This is a genomic window from Methylorubrum sp. GM97, from assembly GCF_024347855.1.
Lineage (GTDB): Bacteria > Pseudomonadota > Alphaproteobacteria > Rhizobiales > Beijerinckiaceae > Methylobacterium > Methylobacterium extorquens.
Genome location: NZ_AP025942.1, coordinates 4226320 through 4252734, shown reverse-complemented (window position 1 = coordinate 4252734; position 26415 = coordinate 4226320). Strand labels below are relative to the sequence as shown.

The 26415-nt window shown below is 69.3% G+C and carries 27 protein-coding genes and 2 pseudogenes; 24 read left to right on the top strand and 5 right to left on the bottom strand.

Features of this window, described 5'->3' with window-relative positions:
• Positions 1-21 precede the first annotated feature (21 nt).
• A complete protein-coding gene (locus tag MSPGM_RS19920; protein ID WP_004446312.1) occupies positions 22-552 on the bottom strand; it encodes a peptide deformylase in 531 nt (176 codons plus the stop codon).
• Between the two features lie 451 nt (positions 553-1003).
• Here MSPGM_RS19920 and MSPGM_RS19915 point away from each other — a divergent pair, with 451 nt between their 5' ends.
• The 13 genes and pseudogenes from MSPGM_RS19915 to radA all read left to right on the top strand — a co-directional run bounded on the left by MSPGM_RS19915 (position 1004) and on the right by radA (position 11728).
• The gene (locus MSPGM_RS19915; protein WP_004446310.1) at positions 1004-1264 is read left to right on the top strand and encodes a hypothetical protein; all 261 of its coding nucleotides are present in this window, start codon (positions 1004-1006) and stop codon (positions 1262-1264) included.
• Between the two features lie 463 nt (positions 1265-1727).
• Positions 1728-2062 (top strand): annotated as a pseudogene (locus MSPGM_RS25545) (cold-shock protein).
• Between the two features lie 229 nt (positions 2063-2291).
• Positions 2292-2672, top strand: a complete 381-nt coding sequence (locus MSPGM_RS19905; RefSeq protein WP_004446306.1) for a DUF6481 family protein — start codon at positions 2292-2294, stop codon at positions 2670-2672.
• A 408-nt stretch (positions 2673-3080) separates the two neighbouring features.
• Entirely contained in the window at positions 3081-3410 is a 330-nt protein-coding gene (locus tag MSPGM_RS19900; RefSeq protein ID WP_004446303.1) for a hypothetical protein, read from the top strand.
• Positions 3411-3481: 71 nt separating this feature from the next.
• Positions 3482-3856, top strand: coding sequence for a PH domain-containing protein (locus MSPGM_RS19895; RefSeq protein WP_004446301.1), 375 nt, complete (start codon positions 3482-3484; stop codon positions 3854-3856).
• Between the two features lie 9 nt (positions 3857-3865).
• Positions 3866-4414: an AAC(3)-I family aminoglycoside N-acetyltransferase gene (locus MSPGM_RS19890; protein ID WP_004446299.1), complete on the top strand. Its 549-nt coding sequence runs from the start codon at positions 3866-3868 to the stop codon at positions 4412-4414.
• A 200-nt stretch (positions 4415-4614) separates the two neighbouring features.
• Positions 4615-5060: pseudogene (gene rpsF, locus MSPGM_RS19885) on the top strand (30S ribosomal protein S6).
• A 2-nt stretch (positions 5061-5062) separates the two neighbouring features.
• Entirely contained in the window at positions 5063-5317 is a 255-nt protein-coding gene (gene rpsR, locus MSPGM_RS19880; protein WP_004446294.1) for a 30S ribosomal protein S18, read from the top strand.
• A 135-nt stretch (positions 5318-5452) separates the two neighbouring features.
• Positions 5453-6511 carry a DUF2232 domain-containing protein gene (locus MSPGM_RS19875; RefSeq protein ID WP_004446282.1) on the top strand — a complete coding sequence of 353 codons (1059 nt, stop codon included), beginning with the start codon at positions 5453-5455 and terminating at the stop codon, positions 6509-6511.
• Between the two features lie 37 nt (positions 6512-6548).
• Positions 6549-7121: a 50S ribosomal protein L9 gene (gene rplI / locus MSPGM_RS19870; RefSeq protein WP_004446280.1), complete on the top strand. Its 573-nt coding sequence runs from the start codon at positions 6549-6551 to the stop codon at positions 7119-7121.
• Positions 7122-7444: 323 nt separating this feature from the next.
• Positions 7445-8932 (top strand): replicative DNA helicase, encoded by a 1488-nt coding sequence (locus tag MSPGM_RS19865; RefSeq protein ID WP_004446275.1) that lies wholly within the window; start codon positions 7445-7447, stop codon positions 8930-8932.
• Between the two features lie 64 nt (positions 8933-8996).
• Positions 8997-10118, top strand: a complete 1122-nt coding sequence (gene alr, locus MSPGM_RS19860; RefSeq protein WP_144010609.1) for an alanine racemase — start codon at positions 8997-8999, stop codon at positions 10116-10118.
• Positions 10119-10297: 179 nt separating this feature from the next.
• A complete protein-coding gene (radA, locus tag MSPGM_RS19855) occupies positions 10298-11728 on the top strand; it encodes a DNA repair protein RadA (protein ID WP_004446270.1) in 1431 nt (476 codons plus the stop codon).
• A gap of 7 nt (positions 11729-11735) precedes the next feature.
• Here radA and MSPGM_RS19850 read toward each other — a convergent pair whose 3' ends face one another.
• Positions 11736-12356 carry an SCO family protein gene (locus MSPGM_RS19850; RefSeq protein WP_015857341.1) on the bottom strand — a complete coding sequence of 207 codons (621 nt, stop codon included), beginning with the start codon at positions 12354-12356 and terminating at the stop codon, positions 11736-11738.
• A complete protein-coding gene (locus MSPGM_RS19845; protein WP_004446267.1) occupies positions 12349-13467 on the bottom strand; it encodes an MBL fold metallo-hydrolase in 1119 nt (372 codons plus the stop codon). The genes MSPGM_RS19850 and MSPGM_RS19845 overlap by 8 nt, the downstream gene beginning before the upstream one ends.
• A gap of 387 nt (positions 13468-13854) precedes the next feature.
• On the opposite strand from MSPGM_RS19845, the gene MSPGM_RS19840 reads away from it, so the two are divergent.
• The 10 genes from MSPGM_RS19840 to MSPGM_RS19795 all read left to right on the top strand — a co-directional run bounded on the left by MSPGM_RS19840 (position 13855) and on the right by MSPGM_RS19795 (position 22741).
• Positions 13855-14448 (top strand): CvpA family protein, encoded by a 594-nt coding sequence (locus tag MSPGM_RS19840; RefSeq protein ID WP_004446265.1) that lies wholly within the window; start codon positions 13855-13857, stop codon positions 14446-14448.
• Between the two features lie 442 nt (positions 14449-14890).
• Positions 14891-16366, top strand: a complete 1476-nt coding sequence (purF, locus tag MSPGM_RS19835; RefSeq protein ID WP_004446262.1) for an amidophosphoribosyltransferase — start codon at positions 14891-14893, stop codon at positions 16364-16366.
• A 20-nt stretch (positions 16367-16386) separates the two neighbouring features.
• Positions 16387-17130 (top strand): SDR family NAD(P)-dependent oxidoreductase, encoded by a 744-nt coding sequence (locus MSPGM_RS19830; protein ID WP_056113180.1) that lies wholly within the window; start codon positions 16387-16389, stop codon positions 17128-17130.
• Positions 17131-17202: 72 nt separating this feature from the next.
• A complete protein-coding gene (locus MSPGM_RS19825; protein WP_003606487.1) occupies positions 17203-17610 on the top strand; it encodes a dihydrofolate reductase in 408 nt (135 codons plus the stop codon).
• A 130-nt stretch (positions 17611-17740) separates the two neighbouring features.
• Positions 17741-18520 (top strand): bifunctional demethylmenaquinone methyltransferase/2-methoxy-6-polyprenyl-1,4-benzoquinol methylase UbiE, encoded by a 780-nt coding sequence (ubiE, locus tag MSPGM_RS19820; protein ID WP_003606485.1) that lies wholly within the window; start codon positions 17741-17743, stop codon positions 18518-18520.
• Positions 18521-18746: 226 nt separating this feature from the next.
• Positions 18747-20309 carry a 2-polyprenylphenol 6-hydroxylase gene (ubiB, locus tag MSPGM_RS19815; RefSeq protein WP_041929320.1) on the top strand — a complete coding sequence of 521 codons (1563 nt, stop codon included), beginning with the start codon at positions 18747-18749 and terminating at the stop codon, positions 20307-20309.
• Between the two features lie 42 nt (positions 20310-20351).
• Entirely contained in the window at positions 20352-20579 is a 228-nt protein-coding gene (locus tag MSPGM_RS19810) for a hypothetical protein (RefSeq protein WP_003606483.1), read from the top strand.
• Between the two features lie 12 nt (positions 20580-20591).
• On the top strand, positions 20592-20870 hold the full coding sequence (locus MSPGM_RS19805; RefSeq protein WP_003606482.1) for a type II toxin-antitoxin system RelE/ParE family toxin: 279 nt from the start codon (positions 20592-20594) through the stop codon (positions 20868-20870).
• Positions 20871-20939: 69 nt separating this feature from the next.
• Positions 20940-22226 (top strand): bifunctional phosphopantothenoylcysteine decarboxylase/phosphopantothenate--cysteine ligase CoaBC, encoded by a 1287-nt coding sequence (coaBC, locus tag MSPGM_RS19800; protein WP_015857338.1) that lies wholly within the window; start codon positions 20940-20942, stop codon positions 22224-22226.
• A gap of 200 nt (positions 22227-22426) precedes the next feature.
• Positions 22427-22741, top strand: coding sequence for a hypothetical protein (locus MSPGM_RS19795; protein ID WP_003606831.1), 315 nt, complete (start codon positions 22427-22429; stop codon positions 22739-22741).
• A 63-nt stretch (positions 22742-22804) separates the two neighbouring features.
• Here MSPGM_RS19795 and MSPGM_RS19790 read toward each other — a convergent pair whose 3' ends face one another.
• On the bottom strand, positions 22805-23809 hold the full coding sequence (locus MSPGM_RS19790) for a lipid II:glycine glycyltransferase FemX (RefSeq protein ID WP_003606830.1): 1005 nt from the start codon (positions 23807-23809) through the stop codon (positions 22805-22807).
• A gap of 339 nt (positions 23810-24148) precedes the next feature.
• Between MSPGM_RS19790 and speB the strand changes: the two genes are divergently transcribed.
• Positions 24149-25186 (top strand): agmatinase, encoded by a 1038-nt coding sequence (gene speB / locus MSPGM_RS19785; RefSeq protein WP_003606829.1) that lies wholly within the window; start codon positions 24149-24151, stop codon positions 25184-25186.
• Positions 25187-25239: 53 nt separating this feature from the next.
• Here speB and MSPGM_RS19780 read toward each other — a convergent pair whose 3' ends face one another.
• The gene (locus MSPGM_RS19780; protein WP_209688321.1) at positions 25240-26397 is read right to left on the bottom strand and encodes an HD-GYP domain-containing protein; all 1158 of its coding nucleotides are present in this window, start codon (positions 26395-26397) and stop codon (positions 25240-25242) included.
• Positions 26398-26415: the final 18 nt, after the last annotated feature.

Below are 26415 nucleotides of genomic sequence, written 5' to 3'. Positions count from 1 at the left end.
TGGCGCGTCCGGCGTGATGCCTCACGATCCCGCGCGTGCCTGCTGCGCCCGCAGCTTGGCGTAGCGCTTGAGAACCCGCTCGCGGCGCAGCCGGGTCAGCCGGTCGATCCAGAAGATGCCATCGAGCTGGTCGATCTCGTGCTGCAGGCAGGCGGCGCGCAGGCCCTCGGCCTCCTCCTCGTGCTCGGCGCCGTCGAGGTCGCGGTAGCGCACCCGGACCCGGGCCGGCCGCTCCACCGGCTCGACCACGCCCGGCATCGAGACGCTTCCCTCCGGATGCGCGGCCCGCTCGGGCGAGGACCAGGCGACGACCGGATCGACGTAGACCGCGTGCGGCTCGTCCGGCTGAAGCCGGATCACCACCACCCGCTCCGGGCGCCCGATATGGATCGCGGTCAGCCCCATCGCCGAGACGGCGCCGAGGGTGTCGAGCACGTCCGCCGCGAGCGCGCGCCAAGACTCACCGGTCAAGGACTCACTGTTCGCGGAGACGGGTTCGGCCGCCCGGTGCAGGCGCGCATCGGGATAGAAGATCAGCGGGCGGACGGGCATGCGAGCGGGTTCCGGGGCCAGGCAACAGGGCGGCGGGCCCGATGCACGCGCCGTCTTGAGATGCAGCCTCGAGATCGAGTCAAGCGGGGCCCCTCCGGCTCGGCATGCCGTCGAGGATCTCGGCACCTCGGCGCCACGGCGTATGGGGCGAGCGGACGGCCCGTCCGAAGACGGATCATCGACACGATGGGCTCGCTCCCATGACTGTATTGGGAGGAACAGGACCCGGATCTCGCTCCGGGGATTGCGCCCACATCTCAATCCGCGACGCCGCCCATCGAAGGACGCTATCGGCCTTCGGAGGCGCCGGGACGGGAAGATTGATGTTCGGCGACGTGCGCCTTCGCCTTATCCGGACAGTCCAGATGCGGTGGGCCCGCCGATGGCACGATACTGGAACCGCTCCGGCGACGATGCATTGTCGTCCCAACCAACAAAGGAGGGATCTCTCATGAAGACCTTGACGACCCTGCTCGCCGGCACACTCGTCGCGGCGACCATGATCGCCGCGGTGCCGGCTTCCGCGCAATCGATCACCATTGGTCCGGACGGCCGGCCGGGGTTCGACCTCCGGTCCCGGGGGCAGCGCGATCGCGACGACAGCCGCGAGATGCGCAGGCGCGACCGGGGCGATTATTATCGCGAGCAGCGCTTCCGGGATCGCGACCGGTACGAGCGCCGCGGTTACGACCGTCGCGGCTACGATTACTGATCAGGGGCGAGCCCCTCAGCTTCAGGGGCCCTGCCGCGATCGACCGCGGTCGAGGTGGGGTTACGATGATGAGGCGGAACGGGGCCGGGTGACCGGCCCCTTTTTCGTGGCCGGAGAACACCGTCCATCGCCTCCTCGAGCCCTCGACATCACGTCATGCCGGCCGCGCGTCTTCGGGATGCGCCATCGATCGCCATACGGTTCGACGGCCCGAATCGGCAGCGGCGATCGTTTGCGGCCCCCCCCAACAAATGTTGTCGTCACAACAATGTTACGCCGGGCCAAATCGGTCACATCCGACGCAAGACCAGCGTAGTTGCTCCAAATGGCCAAGTTTCTTCCTCGAATTTCCGCTTTGCGCGAAGAGCAGTGCTTGGCGGAAACCTTTGCGCCGCTTGCACGGTTACCGCATCGAATCTAACCATGCACCGTCGATCGGTGGCTGCCTTTGGCAAGACCTTCGATGCCCCCGGAAGGGACGCGGCGCCGGCTTGTTTCCTCGCTCGCTTCGACGAACGGGACGGCCTTTTCGGCCGAGGACGGGACGCATTTCATACGGGGTGCCGCGGCGAGCGGAGGAGGAACCCGGATGCAGACTGGTACCGTGAAATGGTTCGATGAGGTCAAGGGCTACGGGTTCATCCAGCCCGATACCGGGGCAAGGACGTGTTCGTGCATATCTCCGCCGTCCAGCAGGCGGGCCTGCGCGGCCTCGTCGAGGGGCAGAAGGTCAGCTTCGACGTCGAGAACGACCGCCGCAGCGGCAAGCCAGCCGCCGTCAACCTGCAGGCCAGTTGAGGCTGGATACGCTGGACGCTTGAGGGCCCTGCCCTAAAACCTGATTCCATCCCGCAACAGGTCCAAAAATGTCACCGGAGCCGCCCCGAACCGGGGCGACATCTGTTGCGTGTTGCGGCGCACTCGTGCATCGACTGCGCCGGTTCTATAAAAGGCTCGATCCGAGTCCAGGCTGCCCGGACTGTGACTGATCCGGCATCCGGCCGTGTCAATGCATGAGAAAGGTCATATGAGCGCATTCGACTTCAGGAATTTCGAAGACCGCCGCCAGAGCTCCCAAGCCGCCAAGGCGGCATTGCTCGAGAAGTTCAAGGCCCGGACACCGCTTGACGATCCGGAGATGCGTGCGAAGGCCCAGGCTCGTGCCGAGGTTGCCCGCGCCCGCGACGAGCGCGCCCGCGAGCGCGAGCGCATCCGCATCGAGACCGAGCGGAAGGCGGCGGAGGAGAAGCGCCTGCGCGAGGAAGCCGAGCTCGCCGCTCAGCTCGCCCGCGAGGCTGCCGAGGCCGCCGCACTGGCCGAGCGCAAGGCTGCCGAAGCCGCGGAGAAGAAGGCGGCCCGCGACGCGCGCTATGCCGCCCGCAAGGCCAACGTCAAGATTCGTCGCTGAGCCTCCCGCGGACGCTCCCGGCTCTCCGGGAGCGCCGCAAAGCCGGTCCGCCCAACCGATCGGCTGTTTTACGACACGACCACACGCGCCGGACGCTTCGAGCCCGGCGCGTTTTCTTTTGCCCCTCCGCCTCGTCATGATGCGGTGCGAGACCGCTCAATGCCCCCGGCCGGACGAGCGGCAGCATTCCCTGTGGGCAGATTACGCAGTTGATGGCTGCGATCGACCGGCAACGCTTGGCAAGCCCGTCTCCGACGACGTTAGAGTGCCTCACAAAATCGCCCGGTCACGGGTCGTTCTCGCCCCGGTGATGATCAGCGCGGCGGGCGTTTTGTGAGAGATGCTTCGATCGCCGCGGATGCGCGCTGCAGGCGGCGAGCGCCGGGGCCGAACAGGGAGGGCCGAGCATTGCGTATCCTGGGCAACCACTTCGGTCCGCCGGCCCGGCGCGGTCTGACCGCGGCCGGTTTGCTTCTCGCCACGCTTCTCGGAACCGGCCTCGGGCCGTCTCCCGCCGCCGCGCAGAGCGAGCCGCCGATCCGCAGCGCGGAGGACGCGTTCTGCCGCAGCGAGGCGCGGGCGCAGGTCTTCTCCGCCCCGGACCCGCTCAATCTCGGCCTGCGCGAGATCGGCCGCCGCATCTGGGCGAGCTGCATGGACCGGACCCAGCGCAAGGCCCATCCGCTTAAGGCCCGTCCGCGCAAGGGGCAGAAGCCGCGCAAGCGCCGCCACCGCTGAGCGCAGAACCGCCCTCGCGCGCGAACGGGGCCGTCCCCACATCCTGCCGGAGATAAAGCAGGAGACGCGTGATGGGCTTACTCGACGGGCTGCTCGGGCATGGCAGCGACCTCTCCGCGGACGAGGTGGACCGGCAGCTCGCCGGGGTGCTGGCACCGGGCGAGAGCGTGCGCGTCGCCTTCAAGGTGATCCGCGACCTGATGATCTTCACCGACCGCCGCCTGATCCTGGTCGATCGCCAGGGCATGACCGGCCGCAAGGTCGAGTACCTGACCGTGCCCTACCGCGCGATCACCTCGTTCTCGGTTGAGACCGCGGGCAGCTTCGACATGGATTCGGAGCTGAAGATCTGGGTCTCGGGGCGGCCCGACCCGATCCAGCGCACGCTCAAGCGCGGCGCCGACATCTTGGGGATTCAGCAGGCCATCGCCGGCTCGCTGAAATAGACCTCCGCCATGACGTCGAAGACGGACGGGCCCGAGCCGGGCTTCACGGTCCGGCGCCTCGGCCCTGGCGACATCCCGTCGATGCGCGCCCTCAACGCCCTGTTCGGACGCACCTTCGCCGAGCCCGACACCTACGGCGCCGCCCCGCCGGACGATGCCTACCTCGCGGACCTGCTGGCCAAGGCGCATGTTGCGGTGCTGGTGGCGGAACGTGACGGCACCGTTCTGGGTGGCCTCGTCGCCTACGAGCTCGACAAGTTCGAGCGGGCACGGCGCGAGATCTACCTCTACGATCTCGCCGTCGAGGCCGAGCACCGCCGCCGCGGCATCGCCACGGCGCTGATCCGGCAGCTGCAGACCCATGCCGCGGGCCGGGGCGCCTGGGTCATCTTCGTCCAGGGCGATCCCGGCGACGGCCCGGCGCTCGCGCTCTACGAGCGGCTCGGCACCCGCGAGGAAGTCCTGCATTTCGACCTGCCCGTCGGGGCCCTGCCCTTGCCATTGGGAGCGAATCCCTCTAAAGGCCCGGCCTTCGCGTTCGCTCCGGCCGGGGGCTGAACGGACGGTGCCGCAAGAGACGACCTCTCTCGGCACAGGGTTTTTCACAGAACCCGTCGTCCGGTGTCTCCGCCTTCGATCAACCGCTCGGGCCATCATCACGGCTCGAAGGGCTTGGCGCCGAGAGAATGCGAGACGAACCGGCCCGACACACCCGCGACGCGCGGGCGGGCTTCCTTATGGCAAGGAAAGGCCCAAGAATGCCTCTCTACGAGCACGTCTTCCTGGCGCGCCAGGACGTGACGGCCCAGCAGGTCGAGACCATGGTCGAGACCTACAAGGGCGTCATCGAGACGGGCGGCGGCACGATCGAGAAGATCGAGTCCTGGGGCGTCAAGTCCCTCGCTTACCGTATCAAGAAGAACCGCAAGGCGCATTTCACGCTCCTCAACATCTCCGCCCCCCGGCCGCCGTGGCCGAGATGGAGCGCCAGATGCAGATCTCCGAGGACGTGCTGCGCTTCATGACCGTTCGCGTCGAGCAGCTGGAGGCCGAGCCTTCCGCGATGATGCAGAAGCGCGACCGCGACGACCGGAAGGACCGCGACCGCGGTGACCGTCCGCGCCGCCGCGACGACGACTTCGGTGGCGGCGACCGTGGTGATCGCGGCGATCGTCCCGAGCGCAACTTCGGCGGGGAGAACTAATCATGGCATTCGGTGCTGGTGGTGGCGGCGGTGGCCGTCGTCCGTTCTTCCGTCGTCGCAAGAGCTGCCCGTTCTCGGGCGAGAACGCTCCCAAGATCGACTACAAGGACGTGAAGCTGCTCTCCCGCTACGTCTCTGAGCGCGGCAAGATCGTTCCCTCGCGCATCACGGCCGTCTCGGCCAAGAAGCAGCGCGAGCTCGCCCAGGCGATCAAGCGCTCGCGCTTCCTCGGCCTGCTGCCCTACGTTATCAAGTAGGACCTTCCGCCGGCCCTTACGGGGGCCGGTCATCAATCGCGAGGGCGGCTCCCCGCAAAGGGGCCGCCCGATCGTTGGGGCGACGTCTTCAGCCCCTAACCCTGCCCATGACGGGACAGCGGGACAGCGGATTTCATGACCAAGGACATACCTGTCGGCGCCGGTGCCGGCCTCGTGGCGGCGCTGCTGTTCGGCGTGCTGCTCAAGGCCACGACGCTCTCGATCCTGCTCTACCTGCTCGCCCCGCTGCCGATCCTCATCGTCGGCCTGGGCTGGAGCCACCGCGCGGCGCTCGCCGCCGTCGTCTCGGGCGGACTCGCGCTCGCGCTCTTCATCTCGCCCTATCTCGGCCTGGCGTTTGCGGCCTACCTCGCCATCCCCGCCTGGTGGCTCGCCTATCTCGCCCTGCTCGGCCGGCCGAACGCGGACGGCACGATCGAGTGGTATCCGACGGGGCGCCTGCTCGCCTGGGTCGCGGGCACCGCGGCGCTCGCCTTCATCGCTATCGCCGTCATCGCCTCGCCCGACTACGACACCTTCCGCGCGCAGCTCACCACGATGAGCCGCCGGATCGTGCAGGTTCAGGTGCAGCGCGGCCGGATTCCCGCTCCGCCGCAGAGCGGTACAGCTAGTGAAGCTCCCGGCAGCGCCGAGAAGCCCGCGGAGACAAACGCCGAGGGGGCTGTGTCGCAGCCGCCGGGAGATGCTCAGACCGGCGAGCCGCAAAAGTCCGACGACCTTGCCAGCGAGGTTGCCGACGCGCTGGCGACCGTCGCGCCTGCGATCGCCGCCCAGGGTCTCACGATCCTGTTCACCTTCTACCTCTGGGCTGCCGCCCGCATCGTGCAGATCTCGGGGCGCCTGCTCCGGCCCTGGCCCGACCTGCCCTCCACGATGATGCCGCGCTCCACGCTGCTGGTCTTCGCCGCGGCCCTGACGCTGGCGATGGTGCCCGGCTATCCCGGCGCGCTCGGCATCGCCCTGATCGGCGCCTTCAGCGCGGCCTTCGCGCTCCAGGGGCTCGCTGCCTTCCATGACCGCAGCCGCGGCCGGCCGGGGCGCTTCGCCCTGCTCGCCGGACTCTACGTGCTGCTGTTCCTCACCCAGGGCGTGGCCATGCTCGCCCTGATCCTGTTCGGCATTGCCGATACCGCCCTCGACCGGCGCCGCCCGAAAGCTCGCGGCGACGCCTGATCGCACCCGCTTCCAAGCAACCTCAAGGAGAAGCCCCATGGAAGTCATCCTGCTCGAACGCGTCGCCAAGCTCGGCCAGATGGGCGAGACCGTGAACGTGCGTCCCGGCTACGCCCGCAACTTCCTGCTCGCCCGCGGCAAGGCCCTGCGCGCCACCGAGAACAACAAGAAGCACTTCGAGGCCCAGCGCGCCCAGCTCGAGGCCCGCAACCTCGAGCGCCGCAACGAGGCCCAGACGGTGGCCGAGAAGCTCGACGGCCAGAGCTTCGTGCTGATCCGCCAGTCCGGCGAGACCGGCGTGCTCTACGGCTCGGTCTCGACCCGCGACCTCGCCGAAGTCGTCACCAAGGAGGGCTTCAGCGTCGAGCGCGGCCAGTTCGTGCTCAACCAGCCGATCAAGACGCTGGGCCTGCACACCGTGCCGGTGACCCTGCACCCCGAGGTCGAGGTCAAGGTGACCGTCAACATCGCCCGTTCGCCGGAAGAGGCCGAGCGTCAGGCCCGCGGCGAGTCGGTGACCGAGCGCGAGCAGTTCAACCTCGACGATCTCGGCCTCGAAGTCGGCCAGGCCCTGGCCGATGCCGGCGAGGGCGCCGACGACCGCGGCTAAGTCCGGGTTTTCTCCAGGGCTCCGCCCTGGACCCGCGAAAGGACCCGTCCTTTCGAAACCTCTGACTTGAGCCGCATAAGCGGTGGAGAACGGGGATGCGCCGGGCTTCGGCGTTGACTTGTTCTCAATCCGTTCCAGCATGACGCCCGCGATTCCCGTGACCCGGGAGCCGCGGGCGTCTCGCGTTTCGGGGCCCGTGGCGTGCGTGTTGCAGCCGTTCCCAGCCGGGTCGGCTAAGGAAGGCTTCACCATCCCGAGGCAAGGTCCGGCGGGCATGAAACGGGGCGGCCAAGCCGCCCGCATCGGAGCGACGGACAAGCGCCATGGCCCTGCCCAACGCCCTCACGGCCAATCTCGAGACGGTGCAGCCCGAATACCGGGTGCCGCCGCACAATATCGACGCGGAGCAGGCCCTGCTCGGCGCGATCATGGTGAACAACGACGCCTATTACCGTGTCTCGGACTTCCTGCTGCCCGAGCACTTCATGGAGGCGGTGCACCGCCAGATCTTCGAAGTGTCGGTCTCGCTGATCAAGGCGGGCAAGCTCGCCACGCCGATCACGCTGAAGACCTATCTCGGCGACATCGACCTCGGCGGCGTCACGCCGATGCAGTACCTCGCCCGCCTCGCGGCCGAGGCGACCACCGTCATCAACGCGGGCGAGTACGGCCGCACCATCTACGATCTGGCGATCCGCCGCCGGCTCATCACCATCGGCGAGGATCTGGTCAACGGCGCCTTCGAGGCGCCCGTCGAGTCCCGGCCGCGCGACCAGATCGAGGCGACCGAGCGCCGGCTCTACGAACTCGCCGAATCCGGCAAGTACGACGGCGGCTTCCAGAAATTCTCCGACGCGCTGACCGCGGCCATCGACATGGCGGCGAAAGCCTACCAGCGCGATGGCAAGCTCTCGGGCATCTCCACGGGGCTCACCGACCTCGACGCCAAGATGGGCGGCCTGCAGCCCTCGGACCTCATCATCCTCGCGGGGCGCCCGGCCATGGGCAAGACCTCGCTCGTGACCAACATCGCCTTCAACATCGCCAAGGCCTATCGCGGCGAGAAGCAGCCCGACGGCACCATGCAGACCGTCAACGGCGGCATCGTCGGCTTCTTCTCCCTCGAAATGTCGGCCGAGCAATTGGCGACCCGTATCATCGCCGAGCAGTCCGGCGTGCCCTCCTACAAGATCCGCCGCGGCGACATCCGCCCGGAGGACTTCTACAAGATCACCGACGCCGCCCGGGACATGCAGACGATCCCGTTCTACATCGACCAGACCGGCGGCATCTCGATCGCCCAGCTCGCCGCCCGCGCCCGCCGCCTCAAGCGCCAGAAGGGCCTCGATCTGCTCATCATCGACTATCTCCAGCTCCTCTCCGGCTCCGGCAAGAAGAGCGACAACCGCGTGCAGGAGATGACCGAGATCACCACCGGCATGAAGGCTCTGGCCAAGGAGCTGGCGGTGCCGATCATCGGCCTGTCGCAGCTCTCGCGTCAGGTCGAGAACCGCGACGACAAGCGGCCCCAGCTCTCGGACCTGCGCGAATCCGGCTCGATCGAGCAGGACGCCGACGTGGTGATGTTCGTGTTCCGCGAGGAATACTACGTCGGCAACAAGAAGCCGCGCGAGGGCACCGAGGAGTTCTTCGCCTGGGAGGCCGAGATGCAGCGCGTCCACGGCAAGGCCGAGGTCATCCTCGGCAAGCAGCGCCACGGCCCGACCGGCACGGTGGAGCTGCAGTTCGACGCCAACATCACCCGGTTCTCGAACCTGGCGCAAAGCGACCGGATGCCCGAGCAGATGTGATATCGGTGGCCGGATCGACGGTCCGGTCCCGTCTCCGCCGGGGCTTTCCCCGCAGGAGTCTGTCATAGCGCCCGTAGAATCCTTCCCGGAAAACCCGACCACGGGCGATCCATTCCGCAGCGGCCACGGCGCCCATCTGACGGTCGATCTCTCGGCCGTGGTGACGAACTGGCGGGCGCTCGGCGCGTGCGCGCCGCAGGCCGAATGCGGCGCCGTGGTGAAGGCGGATGCCTATGGCTGCGGCCTCGCCGCGGTCGCGCCGGCCCTGTGGCGGGCGGGCTGCCGGACGTTCTTCGTGGCGCACCTCTCCGAGGGCATCGCCGCGCGGAAAATCCTGCCGGAGGCCGCGCTCTACGTGCTCAACGGTCTGCCGCCCGGCCACGCGGAGGCGTTTCGCGCCCATCGCCTGCGCCCGGTCCTGGGGGACGCGCAGGAACTCGCCGAGTGGGCCGAGGCCATGCAGGGCGCGGGGCCGGCCGCGCTCCACGTCGATACCGGTATGAACCGGCTCGGCCTCTGCGTCGCGGAGGCCCTGGCGCTGGCCGGTGATCCGGTGATCGCGCGCGCCGGCATCGATCTCGTGATGAGCCATCTCGTCAGCGCGGAATTGCCCGACGACCCGCTCAACGCGCGCCAAGCCGCCGATTTCGCCCGTGTGCGGGCGGCCTTTCCGCAGATGCGCGCCTCGCTCGCCAATTCCTCGGGCACCTGCCTTGCGAATGACGCCCGCCACGACCTGCTGCGGCCGGGCTATGCGCTCTTCGGCGGCAACCCGGATCCGGGCCAACCCAATTCGATGCGGCCGGTGGTGCGGCTGGAGGCGACGATCCTGCAGGTCCGTAACGTCGAGGCCGGCGCGACCTGCGGCTACAACGCCCGCTGGCAGGCCCCTGCCCCGCGCCGGCTGGCCACGCTCTCGCTCGGCTACGCCGACGGCTATCCCCGTTCGGCCAGCAACAGCGGCCACGCGCTGGTCGGCGGCGTGCCCTGCCCGATCGTCGGCCTGATCTCGATGGACCTCATCATCCTCGACGTCACCGACGCAACCCAGGCCCGGCGCGGCGGCACCGCCACGCTGATCGGCGACAGCCTCGACATCGACACGGTGGGGCAAGCCGCCGGCACCATCGGCTACGAGATCCTGACGAGCCTGGGTTCCCGTTATGTTCGCGACTATGTAGAGTGACCGATCTTTCCCACCCATTCCCCTCATCCTGAGGCGGCGGCGCGAAACGGCGCCCTCGAAGGAGGGCTCCAGGGATCGCGTGGCCGGCTGGAGCCCTCCTTCGAGGCGGCTTCGCAGCACCTCAGGATGAGGGACTGGGTGGGAGGTTCGACAGATCCCTGCCCTGAGCCGTCTCCCCCATGGCAAAAATCCAACAGACCTTCGTCTGCCAGTCCTGCGGTGCGGTCTACAACCGCTGGCGCGGGCGCTGCGAGGCCTGCAACGGCTGGAACACGATCCAGGAGGAGGTCGCCTCCGCCGGCCCGCGATCGGGCCCGGCCGCGACCCGGCCCTCGCGGGCGCGGGGCCGCGTCTTCCCCCTCGAAGGCCTGACCGGTGAGGCCAAGGAGGCGCCGCGCACGCCCTCGGGCATCAACGAGCTCGACCGGGTGACCGGCGGCGGCTTCGTGCGCGGCTCGGTGATCCTGCTCGGCGGCGATCCCGGCATCGGCAAGTCAACCCTGCTGATGCAGGCTTCCGCCGCCATGGCCAAGAGCGGCGAGCGCGTCGCCTACATCTCCGGCGAGGAGGCGGTGGGGCAGGTGCGCCTGCGCGCCGAGCGCCTCGGGCTGGCCAAACACCCGGTGGAGCTGGCGGCGCAAACAAACGTCGAAGACATCGTCGAGACGCTGTCGCAGGGCCACCCGCCGGCGCTCGTCATCATCGACTCGATCCAGACCATGTGGACCGAGACGGTGGAATCGGCGCCGGGCACCGTCACACAGGTGCGCTCATCGGCCCAGGCGCTGATCCGCTTTGCCAAGACCACGGGCACGGCCGTCATCCTCGTCGGCCACGTCACCAAGGACGGGCAGATCGCGGGCCCCCGCGTGGTCGAGCACATGGTCGATGCGGTCGCCTCGTTCGAGGGCGACCAGGGCCACCATTTCCGCATCCTGCGGGCGGTCAAAAACCGGTTCGGGCCGACCGACGAGATCGGCGTGTTCGAGATGACCGATGCCGGCCTGTCCGAGGTGCCCAACCCCTCCGCCCTGTTCCTAGCCGGGCGCGACCACGCCGCGCCGGGCACCGCCGTCTTTGCCGGGATGGAGGGTACGCGCCCGCTGCTGGTCGAGATCCAGGCGCTCGTCGCCCCCTCCTCGCTCGGCATGCCGCGCCGCGCCGTGGTCGGCTGGGACCCCAACCGCCTGTCGATGGTGCTCGCCGTGCTGGAGGCCCATGGCGGCATCCGGCTCGGCGGCCACGACGTCTACCTCAACGTCGCCGGGGGCCTGCGCATCACCGAGCCCGCCGCGGATCTCGCGGTCGCCGCCGCCCTCGTCTCGTCGCTCTCGGGCGCGGCGCTTCCCTCCGACTCGGTCTATTTCGGCGAACTCGGCCTGTCGGGGGCGGTGCGGCCGGTCTCGCAGGCGCCGGCCCGGCTGAAGGAGGCGTTGAAGCTCGGCTTTGGCAAAGCGATCACCCCGCAAGGGCGCGGCGAGGCCGGGGACCGGGCGCTGCCGACGGATGCGCTGCGCCACATCGCCGACCTCGTCGCCGGCATCGCCTCGGGCGCGCCGCGAAAGGGTGGGGGCCGGCCCCGGGCGGTGCGGTTTGAGGAGGAGATGTAGCGCGGCCCTACTCGGGCGCGGGCCGTGCGGCGAGATGCGGCCGCAGGATCGTCAGCATCCGCTCGGCCGAGGTGCCGGGCGGAAAGAACCCGAGATAGGCGCCCGAGCGATCCATCAGGTAGACGAAGGCGGAATGCTCGATGGCCCGGCCGCCCCCGGGGCGTGGGCTCGTCTCGTAAAAGACCTTGTAGGCGTCGGCGGCCCGGCGGACCGCCGCCTCGCTGCCGGTCAAGCCGACCAGGCGCGGATGGAAGTTCGGCAGGTACTCCGCCAGCAGCGCGGCGGTGTCGTGCTCGGGATCGAGCGTGATGAAGAGCGGCTGGACGGCGTCGCCGGCCTCGCCCAGCAGCGTGAGGGCCCGGCCGATCTCCATCAGGTCCGTGGGGCAGACATCCGGGCAGGCGGTGTAGCCGAAAGTGACGAGAAGGAGACGGCCGCGAAAATCGGCCTCCGTCCGGGGCCGCCCCGCCTGATCGATCAGCGCGAACGGGCCGCCGACCGGCTCGCGGTTCCACATCAGCACGTCCATCAGCTCGGCGGCCGAGCGGCGCGGCGGGGTCTCGCCGCGCGCAGGGTCCAAGGCTGCGAGCAGGCAGAGCAGTCCGGCCGCGAATGTCCGGCTACGCACTGAAGACGAGCCGGCTGCCGGTGGTCGGGACGATGACGTTCTCCGGCATCTGCGCCTGCGCCTCGAGGGCGAAGTTCAGGCCGCTGCAATGCATCGGCACGACGACGTCGGGTGCAAGTTTTTTGATCTCGGCCACGACCTGGGTCTGGTACTCCTTCGGCGCCGGTCCGAGATGGAAGCCGCCGACGATGGCGTGGACGCGTTCGATGCCGGAGACCTCCTGCGCCTGGCGCACGGAGTTGACGATGCCGACATGGCCGCAGGACGAGATCACCACGAGGCCCTTGCCCTTCACGTTGAAGCAGGTGGCATGCTCGTGGACGTGCTCGTCGGGGATGATCTTTCCCTGGAGTTCGGCGGGCGAATAGTGGGTGGCATCGCAGCCCAGCCCGTCGGTGATGCCGCGCTCGACGAAGGTGTTGGGCAGGATGCGCTCGATGGAGGCGCGCTTGATCTGCCCCGTGGTGAAGGCGTGGCCGGCGACCACGGTGGGCGTCTCGCAGAGCACGGTCGAGATTTTCTGCGCCGTCAGTTCGCGCCGGTCGAGCTGGCCGAAATCGGTGAACTGGCCGGGGACGCCGCTCGGGCTGTGGCGGTGGCAGAAATTGTCCTCGCCGCCGGCATAGAGCTTCAGGTCGGGCGCGAGCGCGCTCCTGTACTTGTCGAGGAACCCGGTCAGGCCGCCGTAATGGTCGTGGTGGCCGTGGCTGACGATCAGCGCATCGATCTTGGTGGGATCGACCTTCAGGATCTCGATATTGTTGAGCAGGGCCTCGGGGCTGTAGCCGAAATCGAGCAGGATCGTGCGGGCCTCCTCCGCCCGCCAGGATTCCGCGAAGAGCGACAGGCCCCACTGATTGTGCAGCACCTTGCGGTAATCGGCGCCGCGCCCGTTGCCCGGCGGCTGATGCAGCACGCCCTGGACGGTCGCAGGCTTCAGGAACTGGTCGTGGGCCGAGTCGATCAGGACGCGCAGGGACAACCGGTCGACCGTCGGCACCGCGATCGGCGCGGCATTCGCGATCTCGATACAGGAGAATCCGGCGGCGGCACCGGCCGCGAAGAGTGCGGAGCCCCGCAGGAAGTCACGCCTGTCGATCGTACCAGCCATAAACTCACCCCGTCCGGATCCTGAATACTTCGGTTATAGCCAAGATTGCTTGGAAGATGTTTTCCTCTTTCGAAGCGATCACAAAACATCATGCGCGCGCCATCGTCGCGGCGTGGGATTTCGCTCTCACCAACCGGCCTTTCTTGGCGGATCGGATCTGCGGCCGGGACGTCCGATACCGGGAGGAACCCCCGCGCCCTGCCGGCACGGGAATGCGGAAGGCCGCGCGTGCGGCTCGGCGACGCTCGCACGGAGCGCCGGCCCGAAGGTGACGGCCGAGGTTCGCCGGGGTATATGGTTAAGGACCACAGCGGATGCGCGGCCCGGGGGAGCCGTCGTCGTCCGGGCAAGGCTGCCTCGTTCCGCCCCAGCGAACCATATCCTGCGATGCCGTTTTCCGTCCTCGACCTCGTGGTGCTCGGCATCGTGCTCGTCTCGGCGCTGCTCGCCGCCGTGCGCGGCGTGACCCGCGAGGTGCTCGCGATCATTGCCTGGGTGGCCGCCGCCGCGGTGGCGTGGTCGCTCCACCCGCTGCTCCTGCCCACCGTCAAGCAGCACATCTCCAGCGATACGGTGGCGCTGGTCGCCTCCATCGCCACGATTTTCCTCGCCACCCTGATCGTGGTCTCGCTGGTGACGGTGAAGATCTCCGACCTCGTGCTCGATTCGCGCATCGGCGCCGTCGATCGCTCGCTCGGCTTCCTGTTCGGGGCGGGCCGCGGCTTCCTGATCTGCGTGATCGGCTGGGTGTTCCTGGCCTGGCTCGTCCAGGGCAAGGTTCCGGACTGGGCGGCGCAAGCCAAGAGCCGGTCGCTGCTCGAAAGCTCGGGCGAGGCGCTGGTGGCGCAGTTGCCCGACAATCCCGAGGGCTTCCTCAAGCAGTTCCGCAAGCCGAAGGGCGACGGGCCGGAAGAGCCGCCGCCGGAGACCGATCTCCCCGCCCAGCGCCGCAGCGAGGCCGGGCCCGAGCCGAAGCGCTGAGGAGAACCGCGCCTCAAATCCGAAATCTGCGTTGCACCCGCAATCCGGGCCGTTTCCGAAGCCGCTTGAGCGGCTTGCCGGCGCGAAGAGCGCCGCGCGCAGCGGGCTTTTCGGGGTGTAACCCCGGAAAGCGTCGAGCGGAGCGAAAGCCCAAGGAGCCGATGCAGTTCGCGGAGGCGGGCGCCGGCGACTGAGGCCAGTAAAAAACCAGGGCGATCGCTTGCAAGCGATTGCCCTGCGCCAGCAATGCAGCCGCATTGCGCGCGATATGTTGGAATCGGTCTTGGTTGCGACGCGATCCGCGCCTAGGTAACGGTTTCACGACGGTCCTGGCGTAACCCCTCGCGGCCGAGGTCGCGGGCGGCACGCGTCTCCGGCCGTTTCCCGCCGTGCCGGATGCGAGGCCCGCGAGACCCGCGCGCCTCCAGGATTCGAGATCGACATGTCTGTTGTCAGCGCGAGCGCCGATGTCCGCAACCTGGACATCGACGGGGATACGCTTCGCGAGGAATGCGGCGTCTTCGGCATCTACGGGCACGACGACGCCTCGGCCATCACGGCGCTCGGCCTGCACGCCTTGCAGCATCGTGGCCAGGAGGCGGCCGGCATCGTCTCCTACGACGACGGCGTGTTCCACTCGGAGCGCCGCCAGGGCCTCGTCGGGGATTCCTTCTCCGACCGCGCCACGATCGAGCGGCTGGCCGGCCGCTCCGCCATCGGCCACGTGCGCTACTCGACCACCGGCGGCACCATCCTGCGTAACGTCCAGCCGCTCTTCGCCGAACTCGCCGGCGGCGGGCTGGCGGTGGCACATAACGGCAACCTCACCAACGCCCTGTCGATCCGCCGCGATCTCGTGCGCGACGGCGCCATCACACAATCGACCTCGGACACCGAGGTGATCCTCCATCTCGCCGCCCGCTCGCGCAAACCGCGCATTGTCGAGCGCTTCATCGACGCGCTGCAGCAGATCCAGGGCGCCTACGCCATCGTCGCGCTGACCAACAAGAAGCTCATCGGCGCCCGCGACCCGCTCGGCATCCGCCCGCTGGTGCTCGGCGAACTCGACGGCCGCTACATCCTCGCCTCCGAATCCTGCGCGCTCGACATCATCGGCGCCCGCTTCATCCGCGACGTCGAGAACGGCGAGGTGGTGGTGATCTCGGAAGAGGGCGTCGAGTCGATCCGCTTTGCCGAAAAGCAGCCGATGCGCCCCTGCATCTTCGAGTACATCTACTTCGCCCGCCCCGACTCGGTGGTGAACGGCAAGAGCGTCTACGGCGTGCGCAAGGCCATCGGCCAGGAACTCGCCCGCGAGGCGGCCCCCGAAGCCGACGTGGTGATCCCGGTGCCGGATTCCGGCGTGCCGGCGGCCCTCGGCTTCGCGCAGGAAGCGGGCCTGCCTTTCGAGATGGGCATCATCCGCAACCACTATGTCGGGCGCACCTTCATCCAGCCGACCCAGACCGTGCGCGAACTCGGCGTGCGGATGAAGCACTCGGCCAACCGCGCCGCGGTCGAGGGCAAGCGCATCGTGCTCGTCGACGACAGCCTCGTGCGCGGCACCACCTCGGTGAAGATCGTGCGGATGATGCGCGATGCCGGCGCCCGCGAGGTGCATTTCCGCATCGCCTCGCCGCCGATCACCTATCCCGATTTCTACGGCATCGACACGCCCGAGCGCGAGAAGCTCTTGGCCGCCACCCACGACCTCGAGGGGATGCGCCAATATATCGGCGCCGATTCGCTGGCCTTCCTGTCGATCCCCGGCCTCTACCGGGCGATGGGCGAGGAGGCGCGCAACGCCGACTGCCCGCAATACACCGACCATTGCTTCACCGGCGACTACCCGACCGGCCTGACCGATCTGGCGATCGCCGGGCCCAAGCGCTTCGCCATGCTGGCCGAGGCGGACTGAAGCCCGTGGTCGAGAAGATTTTGGCCGACAAGATCCTCGACGGTCGGGTGGCCGTCGTCACCGGCGCCTCGCGCGGCATCGGCCGCGCCGCCGCGCTGGCGCTGGCGAGCGCCGGTGCCCATGTCGTCGCGGTCGCCCGCACGCAGGGCGGCCTGGAGGAACTCGACGACGCGATCCGCTCCGCCGGCGGCCACGCGACGCTGGTGCCCCTCGACCTCACCGATTACGACGCCATCGACCGCCTGGGCGCGGCGCTCAACGAGCGCTGGGGCCGGCTCGACGCGGTGGTCGGCAATGCCGGCATCCTCGGCAACCTGATGCCGGTCAGCCACGTCACGCCGAAGGTCTGGGATCAGGTGATGGCGATCAACGTCACCGCCAACTGGCGTCTGATCCGCTCGTTCGACCCGCTGCTCCAGCGCTCGGATGCGGGACGCGCGATCTTCGTCTCCTCGGGCGCAGCCGCGAAGTGCCGGGCCTATTGGGGGCCCTACTCCGTCTCGAAGGCGGCGCTGGAGGCGATGGTGCGCACCTACGCCGCCGAGAACGAGAGCACGGGCGTGCGCGCCATGCTGCTCAACCCCGGCCCGCTGCGCACGAGCATGCGCGCCGCAGCGATGCCGGGCGAGGATCCGGCGACGCTGAAGACCCCGGAGGAGCTGGCGCCGCATTTCGTGCGCCTCGCCTCCCCCGCATGGAACGAGACGGGCAAACTCTACGATTTCCCCAGCGACCGGGTTCTCGCCTTCTCCGCACCCCAGTAACGGGGTCCGGGGCCAAGGCCCCGGCGGGTTTACGGGCAGAGCCCGCTTTCTTTGTTTTCCAGGTTTCGCGCCATGATCGACGTTCGCTGCATCTGCGCCATCGGCCAGCGGGGCCAGCTCGGCCTCAACGGGCACCTTCCCTGGGAGGGCAACACCGATCCGCTCTTCGTCGAGGACGTGACGCGCTTCTTCGCGCTCACCATGGGCCACGTGCTGATCGCCGGCCCCAAGACCGTGGCCTCCGTGCCCGAATTCGCGTTCAAGGACCGCACCATCGACGTGATCCGCTCGCACGAGGATCCGGAGGCGGTGCTGAAGCGCTATCCCGGCCGGCGCATCTTCGTCGGCGGCGGCATCGCGGTCTGGAACGTCTACGCGAAATACATCCAGCACTGGGACGTCACCCGCCTCCCCTACGACGGCGAGGCCGACCGCTGGTTCGACCCGGCCTGGCTCGTCGGCGGGCCGCTGCGGAGCTGATTCCTATTTTGCACCCACGCGGCAGGCACTGCCTGCATCCGCGCTGCCGCATGGCGGTTCCAGCCGGCATTCGCTAAGGAGGCTCGGCCGACGCCGTGAGCGGCGACGGGCGAGCGCAGGGTATGATCGGATGAGCGGAACGGACATCGGAGCCGGCGACAGCGAAGCCACCGCCGATTTCGGCTACGAGCGCGTGCGGCTTTCCGAGAAGCAGGCCAAGGTGGACGACGTGTTCCGCTCGGTCGCGCGCCGCTACGACCTGATGAACGACCTGATGTCGGGTGGGCTGCACCGGGTCTGGAAGTCGCACCTGATCTCGATGCTGCGCCCGTCGCGCACCCGGCCCTACCAGCATCTCGATGTCGCGGGCGGTACCGGCGACATCGCCTTCCGCACTCTCGAGGCGGGCGGCCCCGAGACCCACGTCACCGTGCTCGACATCAACGAGGCGATGCTGCGGGTCGGCGCCGAGCGGGCGGGCCATAAGTACGACGGCCGCATCGATTTCGTCACCGGCAATGCCGAGACGCTGCCCCTGCCATCGAACCATTTCGACAGCTACACCATCGCCTTCGGCATCAGGAACGTGCCGCGCATCGACGTGGCGCTGCGCGAGGCGCACCGGGTGCTCAAGCCCGGCGGGCGCTTCCTCTGCCTGGAATTCTCGCGGGTCGACCTGCCGGTGCTGGAGAAGATCTACGACGCCTACTCCTTCCACGTGATCCCGCGCATCGGCGAGCGGGTGGCGGGCGACCGCGAATCCTACCAGTACCTCGTCGAGTCGATCCGCAAGTTCCCCTCCCCGGACAGCTTCGCCCGGATGATCGAGACGGCGGGTTTCAGCCATGTCAGCCATCGCCGGCTCTCGGGCGGCATCGTCGCGATCCATTCCGGCTGGAAGATTTCTTGATTTCTTTCCGATCGCGATCGCTGACGGGCACCTCGGCCGGGCCGGGCCCCGCGGCGCAGGGCACGCCTAGAGCATCGTCCCGGATATCGGATCCGGGACGATGCTCTAAGCTCCTGTTTCTGCATCGTCTTTTTCCGAAAGCCGGAGGCCACCTTTCGGGACGATGCTCTAGCGTCGGTGATCCGGTGCGATCCCTCTTCGAGCAAATGCCTGTCAGGGTTCGATGATGCTCGGCGCCGTCTTCTACCTCGCCCGCGGCGCCCATGTCGGCTTCGTGCTCGCCCGTGAGGGCGGGCTGGCGCTGATCGATGCGGCGCAATTGCCGCCGCATCTGCGGCTCGCGCTCAAGCTCGGCCGCTCGCTGGAGCGGCGCGGCATCGCGGAGGCCCCCGGCGCGAGCCCGCTGGAGCGGGCGCTGACCCGGCTCGGTCCCTCCTACGTCAAGTTTGGCCAGTTCCTGGCGACCCGCCCCGACATCGTCGGCATGGCCGCCGCGCGCGATCTGGAGCGGCTTCAGGACCGGGTTCCGCCCTTCCCGCAGGGGGTGGCGCTGCGCGTGGTCGAGGGGGAACTCGGCAAGCCGGTCCCAGCGCTGTTCACCGCCTTCAGCGAGCCGGTCGCCGCGGCATCCATCGCCCAGGTCCACAAGGCGACGGTGCTCGATGCCGACGGCACGCAGCGCACGCTCGCGGTCAAGGTGATGCGGCCCGGCGTGCGCGAGCGCTTCGCGCGCGACATCCAGGCGATGCGGTTCATGGCCCGCATCGTCAACGCGCTCCTGCCCGATGCCGAGCGGCTGCGTCCGCGGGAGGTGGTCGAGATCCTGGCCCGCTCCGTCACCATGGAGATGGACCTTCGCCTCGAAGCGGCGGCGATGTCGGAACTCGCGCAGAACACCGCGGGCGACGCGGATTTCCGCACGCCGCGCCCCGAATGGGCCCTGACCTCGCGGGACGTGCTGACGAGCGAGTGGATCGACGGCGTGCGCCTCAACGACCGCCCCGGCATCGTCGCGGCGGGCCACGACCCGAAGGCGCTCGGCCGCACGGTGATCCAGTCCTTCCTGCGCCAGGCGATCCGCGACGGCTTCTTCCACGCCGACATGCATCCGGGGAACCTGTTCGTCGATCCGCAGGGGCGGCTCGTCGCGGTCGATTTCGGCATCATGGGCCGGCTCGGCCACGCCGAGCGGCGCTTCCTCGCCGAGATCCTGCTCGGCTTCATCACCCGCGATTATCGCCGCGTCGCCCAGGTGCATTTCGAGGCGGGCTACGTGCCGCGCCACCATTCGGTGGATGATTTCGCGCAGGCGATCCGGGCGATCGGCGAGCCGATCCACCAGCGCCGGGCCGACGAGATCTCGATGGCCAAGGTGCTCACGCTTCTGTTCGACGTGACCGCCCTGTTCGACATGAGCACCCGCACCGAGCTGGTGATGCTGCAGAAGACCATGGTGGTGGTGGAGGGCGTCGCCCGCTCGCTCGATCCGCAGCTCGACATGTGGACCGGCGCCGAACCGGTCGTGCGCTCCTGGATCACCCGCCATCTCGGCCCCGTCGGCCGGATCGAGGGCGGCGCCCGCGCGGCGCTGACGCTCGCCGAGGTCGTCTCCGACATCCCCGACATCGCCCAGCGCATCCGCCGCATCATGATCCGCCTCGACGAGGAGGGCTCGCGCGACGTTCAGGTGATAGAGCGGATCGCCCGGCTGGAACGGCGACGCGCGATCTGGTCGACCCTGGCCCTGTGGGGGATCGCGGTGGGGGCGCTGGTGCTGGCCTTTCGGTGAGAGACCTTCTCACCGGCCGGATTTCTCCTACACTCCCCTGCCATGACCGATCTGCTCGACAAGGCGATCACCGCCGCCCGGAACCTCCCGCCCGAGGTGCAGGACGCCATCGCCCGCATGGTGCTGAGCTATGCGGGCGAGGAACAGGCCGTCTACCGCTTCACTCCTGAGGAAGAGGCGGAGCAGGATGAGGCCGATGCCGCCGAAGCGCGTGGCGATTTCGCGACCGACGAGGAAGTGCGCGCCATCTGGGCCAAGTATGGGCTGTGAGACGTGCGGCTTATGAAGCTGCGGCTCACACGCCCTGCCGCGCGTCAACTCGATCAGGCACTCGCTTACATCGCGCAGCATAATCCGCAGGGTGCGAACCATGTGCAGGCACGCTTGCAAGACCTGATGCTCCTGTTGCTGCAACATCCTTTTGCAGGGCAGGCAACCGCACGGCGTGGAGTCCGGCGGATCGTCGCCTCGCCCTATCCTTACGTACTCACCTACCGCATCGGAAACGGCGAAATCATCATCCGCAGCGTGCGCCATACCGCGCGTCGCCCTTTGACCTGAATCCTCGGCTCAAGCTGCGCCGAACATGCGGCCCTTGACGCGCGCCCTACGATTCCCCGTTCTGCCCTCATGTCTTCTCCGTCCCCAAAACCCCTCGCCGGCCGCCGCATCCTCCTGATCGTCGGCGGCGGCATCGCCGCCTACAAGGCGCTCGACCTGATCCGGCGCCTGCGCGAGCGCGGGGCGCAGGTGCGTCCGCTGCTGACCGACTCAGCGCAGGAGTTCGTCACGCCGCTGGCCGCCGCCGCGCTGGCCGGGGAGCGGACCCATACCGACCTGTTCGACCGGGAGAGCGAGGCCGATATCGGCCATATCAAGCTCGCCCGGGACGCCGACGCCATCGTGGTGGCGCCGGCCACCGCCAACCTGATGGCGCGGATGGCGACCGGCCACGCGCCGGACCTCGCCTCGACGGTGCTGCTCGCCACCACCCTGCCGATCCTGATCGCCCCGGCCATGAACGTGCGGATGTGGCAGCATCCGGCGACACAGCGGAACCTCGCGACCTTGAAGGCCGACGGCGTCGCGGTGATCGGCCCCAACAAGGGCGCGATGGCCGAGGCCGAGTTCGGGCCGGGGCGCCTGGCCGAGCCGCACGAGATCGCCGACGCGCTCGAAGCCCTGCTGGCGCAGCGCGCCGAGGGCGCCGGCATCGGGTTCCTGGCGGGCCATGAAATCCCAAAAAAACCGCTGGCGGGGCGGCACGTGCTCGTCACCTCGGGGCCGACCCACGAGCCGATCGATCCGGTGCGCTACCTCGCCAACCGCTCCTCGGGGCGGCAGGGCCACGCGGTCGCCGCCGCCGCGGCCGAGGCCGGCGCCCGCGTCACCCTGGTCTCGGGGCCGGTGGCGATCCCCGATCCGGCGGGCGTTACCGTGGTGCGGGTCGAGAGCGCCCGCGAGATGCTCGCCGCGGTCGAGGCGGCCCTGCCCGCCGATCTTGCGATCTTCGCCGCCGCCGTCGGCGACTGGCGGCCCGCCGAGATGCGGGCGGGCAAGATCAAGAAGGACGGCAGCACGCCCGCCCCCCTGCAGCTCGTCGAGAACCCGGACATCCTCGCCACCATCGCCGGCCGGAGCGAAGGGCGCCCGCCCCTTGTCGTGGGCTTTGCCGCCGAGACCGACGACGTCATCGTGAACGCGCAGAAGAAGATCGCGCGGAAGGGCTGCGACTGGATCGTGGCCAACGACGTCTCGGCGGAGGGCGGGGTCATGGGCGGCACCGAGAACACCGTCCACCTCGTCGCCCGCGACGGTGGCAGCAGTGTCGAGACGTGGCCGAAGCTCGGCAAGGAGGAGGTCGCACGGCGGCTGGTTGCGCGGTTTGCGGAATTGCTCGCGGCGAAGTCCGCCTGAACATCTCCGGCTCCTCGGAGCGTATTCGCGGTTCGGCAGGAGACTCTGCAGCCGTTGCGCGGCAATCATACCGCGACCGTCCGGTGAGCGGAAATGTTCCCGCACAAAAGACCTATAAGTTTTCTTCTGCTCAGCTTGCCCTCTTCGGCCCCGTGCCCAGATCTTCCCTCCACGTCATTCACAGCGACAGGAGCGACATCATGGCCAAGGCCGACCGGCACAGCATGGGCCCCGGCGCGCAGGGCAAGGGCGACGGCAGCGGCGCCATGACCGATCTGCCCGAGGGCATCCTCGGCGAGAACGAGGTGCTGAGCAACCGCGACAAGTCCCGGCACACCGACCAGCGCGGCCTCGACAGCCGCCACGTCCAGACCGAGCAGTACCACGACCATGTCGGCGCCCGCCAAGGCGGAGGCCGCACCGGCGAGGAAGAGGCCAATTCGAGCGGCCCCGCCGGACCGATGACGAACACCTCGGGCGACGCCAGCAGCCTGCGCGCGAAGCAGCGAGGCTGAGCCGCTGCGTCGAGGGGAGGGCGGGGCAGCGCGCCCGACCCCACCTCCCCGGCCGGCGGCGGCTTAGATCGAGCGCAGGAACAGGGCGGTCGCGGCGGCGCGGCGGATGAAGGCGTTGCGTGCGTAGATCCAGGTCGGACCGCTCTGGATCACGTTGCGGCTCAAGGCGCGTTTGAAATCGAAGACGCCGCGGTTGCCGGCCGGATCGACACCGCCGAAATCGAAGCGGCTGGCGCCCTCCTGCCGGGCGCGCTCGATGATCCGCCAGACGGCGAGGGTCGCCGCACCGGTCGATCGTGCCCGCTCGTCCGAGGCCGTGAAGAAATCGGTCCATACGGCCCGCGCGGTGTGGACGATGCGCACCAGGATCGGCTCTCCGCCCTGGCGGATTTCGAGGAAGAGCAGGTGCGGATCGGACGCCGCGAGGTCGCGATAGGCGGCCGTGTCGAGGCCGCTCGAGAAGCCCTTGCGCTGCTGGAGAGCGGCATACATCCGCACGAAGGTGTCGAAGGCCCGCAGCCGCTCGTCCGGGTCCGTCAGGAAGACGGCGGTGAGATCGGGCTGTCCCGTCGCCTTGTTGACCTCGCGCCGCCAGCGCCGGTCGGCCGCGGCCAGGATCGCGTCCGTGTCCGGTGTCAGGTCGAGTTCGATCGTGTGATCCATCGCCGTCACGACGGGCACGAAGCCGTGCGACAGCAGGGCGGTGACCCCCTCCGGATCCTGAGGCCGGTAGCTCTTCACCGCGAGCAGGTCCGCCGGGCGCAGGGCGAGATGGTCGATGAAGGCGGCGAGCACCGCTTCCGCCCGGAACTGCCCGCGGGCGGTGAGGACCGCCCCCCCCTGCACGAGGATCCGGCGCACGGGGCCGGTGCGGCGCTCCTGGTACTGGATGTAGGCGAGATCGGCCCCGTTGTCGTTCAGGGCGACCTGCCGGACGGTCCAGCCGAGCCGGCTCTTGTACTGGCCCCAGCTCCGGGACGCGTAGAGGTTGGCGGCCGGCTGCTGCCAGAGGATCTCATCCCAATCCTCGGCCCCCGAACGGTCGATGACCGCGACCTGAGCTGTCATGAACCGCCCTCTCCTGTCCGCTCGCTCTCTGCGCCAGCCGGACGACGTCTCTCGAGCGCGTGCCCGACGTCTCGATCAGGCTTGCGCGATCAGGCTTGGCGGTATCGTGCTCCGATGCGCAACGCCATCGCAAGCGAATGTATCCGCTCGCCGGAGCCCCTTGCGTAGTCTGCGCCGGCCGCGACAGGCGCATGACGCTGCGGCCAGGAAACCGGTTGATGAAACGGGTTCATGAAACGGCTTGCGGCCGGAGGAGACGAGCGGCTTGATGCGGAGCGCGGGTGAGATCGCACCATCGCTGCAAGTGGCTGTGAAGACGCCGCGCCGGGGAGGATCGTCATGGCGGATGAGAGCGAATCGGCGGGCGCGCGGGCGGAACGGCTGGCGCGGTTCCAGCCGGCCTCGGGGATGCTGACACCGCGCTTCTCCGGCCTTGCGAGCTTCATGCGGCTGCCGGTGCTCGATCCCGTCGAGGCGGTGGGAGACGGGGCCGGCGAAGGGGCCGGCGAAGGGACTGGACTGATCGAGATCGGCCTGATCGGCATCCCCTTCGACGGCACCACCACCAACCGCCCCGGTGCCCGGCTCGGGCCGCGGGCCGTGCGCGAGGCCTCCACCGGCACGCGGGCGCTCAACCACGCCACGGGGGTGGCGCCCTACGCCCTGGCGGCCTGCGCCGATCTCGGCGACGTGCCGGTCAACCCGGTGGACGCCGCCGAGACCGCCCGGCGGATCGAGGCGTTCTACCGGCCGCTCGCCGAGGCCGGGATCGTGCCGCTCACGGTCGGCGGCGACCATTTCATCACCTATCCGGTGCTGCGGGCGCTCGGGGCCGCCCGGCCGCTCGGGCTGATCCATATCGACGCCCACAGCGACACCGACGACTCCCAGTATGGCGGGGCGCGGCTCACCCACGGCACGCCGTTCCGGCGCGCGGTCGAGGACGGGGTGCTCGACCCGCGGCGCTGCATCCAGATCGGCATCCGCGGCAGCATGGATGCGGCCGACGATCGCGACTGGGCCCTGGCGCAGGGCATGCGCATCCTTACGATGGAGGAGGTCTGCGCCCGCGGCCTGCCGGAGGTGGCCGCGGAAGCCCGCGCCGTGACCGGCGACGGCCCGACCTATCTCAGCTTCGACATCGACGCCCTTGACCCCGCCTTCGCCCCCGGCACCGGCACGCCGGAGATCGGCGGCTTCACCACCCGCGAGGCGCTGCACCTGCTGCGGGCCCTGCGCGGCCTCGATCTCGTCGGGGCGGATGTGGTGGAGGTCGCTCCTCCGCTCGATTCCGCCGGCATCACGGCGCTGGCGGGCGCCGGCATCGCCTTCGAGATCCTGTGCCTGCTGGCCGAGCGGGTCGCCGCACGGCACTGACCGGCTTGAAAGACGGGACCCTGGTTTGGAGGGATGCCGTTCGGAATCCCGGATCAGCTCCGCACGGACGGTCCGCCCGCGGCGTCGCCGGCGCGGAAGATGATCGGGCGGTAGACCCTGAGCAGGTCGGGATCGAGCTGGCCGGCCTGGGCCTGCATGATCGCGGCGGCCTCGGCGGCGGGCAGCGGCGGCCGGTAGACCCGGCGCTCGGTCAGGGCCGAGTGGACGTCGCAGATCGCCACGAGCCGCACGAGATCGCTGATCCGCGCGCCCTTCAGGCCCTCGGGATAGCCGGACCCGTCGAGGCGCTCGTGGTGGTAGCGCACCACGTCGAGGATCTCGGGCTCGAAGGCGGCCTCCTGGGCCAGCAGGTCGGCGCCGAGCGCGGCATGGGTGCGCATCACCCTCATCTCGTCGGGCGTGAGGGGACCCGGCTTGTTGAGGATGGCATGGGGGATCAGCGCCTTGCCGACATCGTGCAGCAGCGCGGCCTTGGCGAGCCGCTGCCGGTCGCCGCGGGAGAAGCCGAGCTCGGCGGCGAAGGCGGCCGCGAAGCCCGCGACGCTCAAGGAGTGCTGGTAGACCTGGATGTCGTGGCGCCAGACGAGGTCGAGCCAAGTGCGGATGCCGACCTCGGAGACCGTGTCGAGGACGATCCGCGTGCCTTCCTCGGCCTCCTCGGGGCTCGGGGGCCGGCCGGTGGCCGCCTTGTCGAACAGGCGGGTGACGAGGGTGGTGGCCCGCTCCACCCGCAGTTCGGGGCTTACGCCGCCCGGTTTCCGGGCCTTGTCGGATGAGCCTCCCCTCGCCTTTCCTTCCGCGACGAGGCGGATGAGCGTCGGGACGATGCCGGCGGACTGGCGCGGATCGATCACCGTCGGCGTGCCGAGCAGACGCACGGCCGCCGTGTCTTGGACGGCATTGCCGCGGGCGAGATAGAGACAGGGCAGCCCGCTCTCGCGAATGCGCTCGGCGAGCCACATGATCCAGGCACTTCCCCGATCGGCCGCGAGATCGGTGGCGAGATCGACAACGAAGGCGATCGGCCGGTCGGCGGGCAGGGCTGCACCGGGCTCGACGACCCGGCAGGGCAGGACCAGGGCGATGCCGCGGGCAAGGCGCTCCGCCCGCTCGCGGCGGTCCGAGACGAGGACGACGACGTCCTCGCGTTGCACTCCCTGACGCTCGTGTCGGTCCCGAGGTTCCTGCATCGGTCATCCGTGGCCGCG

Excerpts from the sequence above, each read along its gene's own strand:
- MSPGM_RS19915 (WP_004446310.1), top strand. The coding sequence starts at position 1,004 with ATGAAGACCTTGACGACCCTGCTCGCCGGCACACTCGTCGCGGCGACC.
- coaBC (WP_015857338.1), top strand. The coding sequence starts at position 20,940 with ATGTCTTCTCCGTCCCCAAAACCCCTCGCCGGCCGCCGCATCCTCCTG.
- MSPGM_RS19780 (WP_209688321.1), bottom strand. The coding sequence starts at position 26,397 with ATGCAGGAACCTCGGGACCGACACGAGCGTCAGGGAGTGCAACGCGAG.
- MSPGM_RS19905 (WP_004446306.1), top strand. The coding sequence starts at position 2,292 with ATGAGCGCATTCGACTTCAGGAATTTCGAAGACCGCCGCCAGAGCTCC.
- MSPGM_RS19895 (WP_004446301.1), top strand. The coding sequence starts at position 3,482 with ATGGGCTTACTCGACGGGCTGCTCGGGCATGGCAGCGACCTCTCCGCG.
- MSPGM_RS19810 (WP_003606483.1), top strand. The coding sequence starts at position 20,352 with ATGACCGATCTGCTCGACAAGGCGATCACCGCCGCCCGGAACCTCCCG.
- ubiB (WP_041929320.1), top strand. The coding sequence starts at position 18,747 with ATGCTCGGCGCCGTCTTCTACCTCGCCCGCGGCGCCCATGTCGGCTTC.
- radA (WP_004446270.1), top strand. The coding sequence starts at position 10,298 with ATGGCAAAAATCCAACAGACCTTCGTCTGCCAGTCCTGCGGTGCGGTC.
- MSPGM_RS19795 (WP_003606831.1), top strand. The coding sequence starts at position 22,427 with ATGGCCAAGGCCGACCGGCACAGCATGGGCCCCGGCGCGCAGGGCAAG.
- purF (WP_004446262.1), top strand. The coding sequence starts at position 14,891 with ATGTCTGTTGTCAGCGCGAGCGCCGATGTCCGCAACCTGGACATCGAC.
- MSPGM_RS19805 (WP_003606482.1), top strand. The coding sequence starts at position 20,592 with ATGAAGCTGCGGCTCACACGCCCTGCCGCGCGTCAACTCGATCAGGCA.
- MSPGM_RS19845 (WP_004446267.1), bottom strand. The coding sequence starts at position 13,467 with ATGGCTGGTACGATCGACAGGCGTGACTTCCTGCGGGGCTCCGCACTC.
- MSPGM_RS19920 (WP_004446312.1), bottom strand. The coding sequence starts at position 552 with ATGCCCGTCCGCCCGCTGATCTTCTATCCCGATGCGCGCCTGCACCGG.
- MSPGM_RS19790 (WP_003606830.1), bottom strand. The coding sequence starts at position 23,809 with ATGACAGCTCAGGTCGCGGTCATCGACCGTTCGGGGGCCGAGGATTGG.
- MSPGM_RS19890 (WP_004446299.1), top strand. The coding sequence starts at position 3,866 with ATGACGTCGAAGACGGACGGGCCCGAGCCGGGCTTCACGGTCCGGCGC.
- MSPGM_RS19840 (WP_004446265.1), top strand. The coding sequence starts at position 13,855 with ATGCCGTTTTCCGTCCTCGACCTCGTGGTGCTCGGCATCGTGCTCGTC.
- speB (WP_003606829.1), top strand. The coding sequence starts at position 24,149 with ATGGCGGATGAGAGCGAATCGGCGGGCGCGCGGGCGGAACGGCTGGCG.
- ubiE (WP_003606485.1), top strand. The coding sequence starts at position 17,741 with ATGAGCGGAACGGACATCGGAGCCGGCGACAGCGAAGCCACCGCCGAT.
- MSPGM_RS19865 (WP_004446275.1), top strand. The coding sequence starts at position 7,445 with ATGGCCCTGCCCAACGCCCTCACGGCCAATCTCGAGACGGTGCAGCCC.
- MSPGM_RS19875 (WP_004446282.1), top strand. The coding sequence starts at position 5,453 with ATGACCAAGGACATACCTGTCGGCGCCGGTGCCGGCCTCGTGGCGGCG.
- rplI (WP_004446280.1), top strand. The coding sequence starts at position 6,549 with ATGGAAGTCATCCTGCTCGAACGCGTCGCCAAGCTCGGCCAGATGGGC.
- rpsR (WP_004446294.1), top strand. The coding sequence starts at position 5,063 with ATGGCATTCGGTGCTGGTGGTGGCGGCGGTGGCCGTCGTCCGTTCTTC.
- MSPGM_RS19825 (WP_003606487.1), top strand. The coding sequence starts at position 17,203 with ATGATCGACGTTCGCTGCATCTGCGCCATCGGCCAGCGGGGCCAGCTC.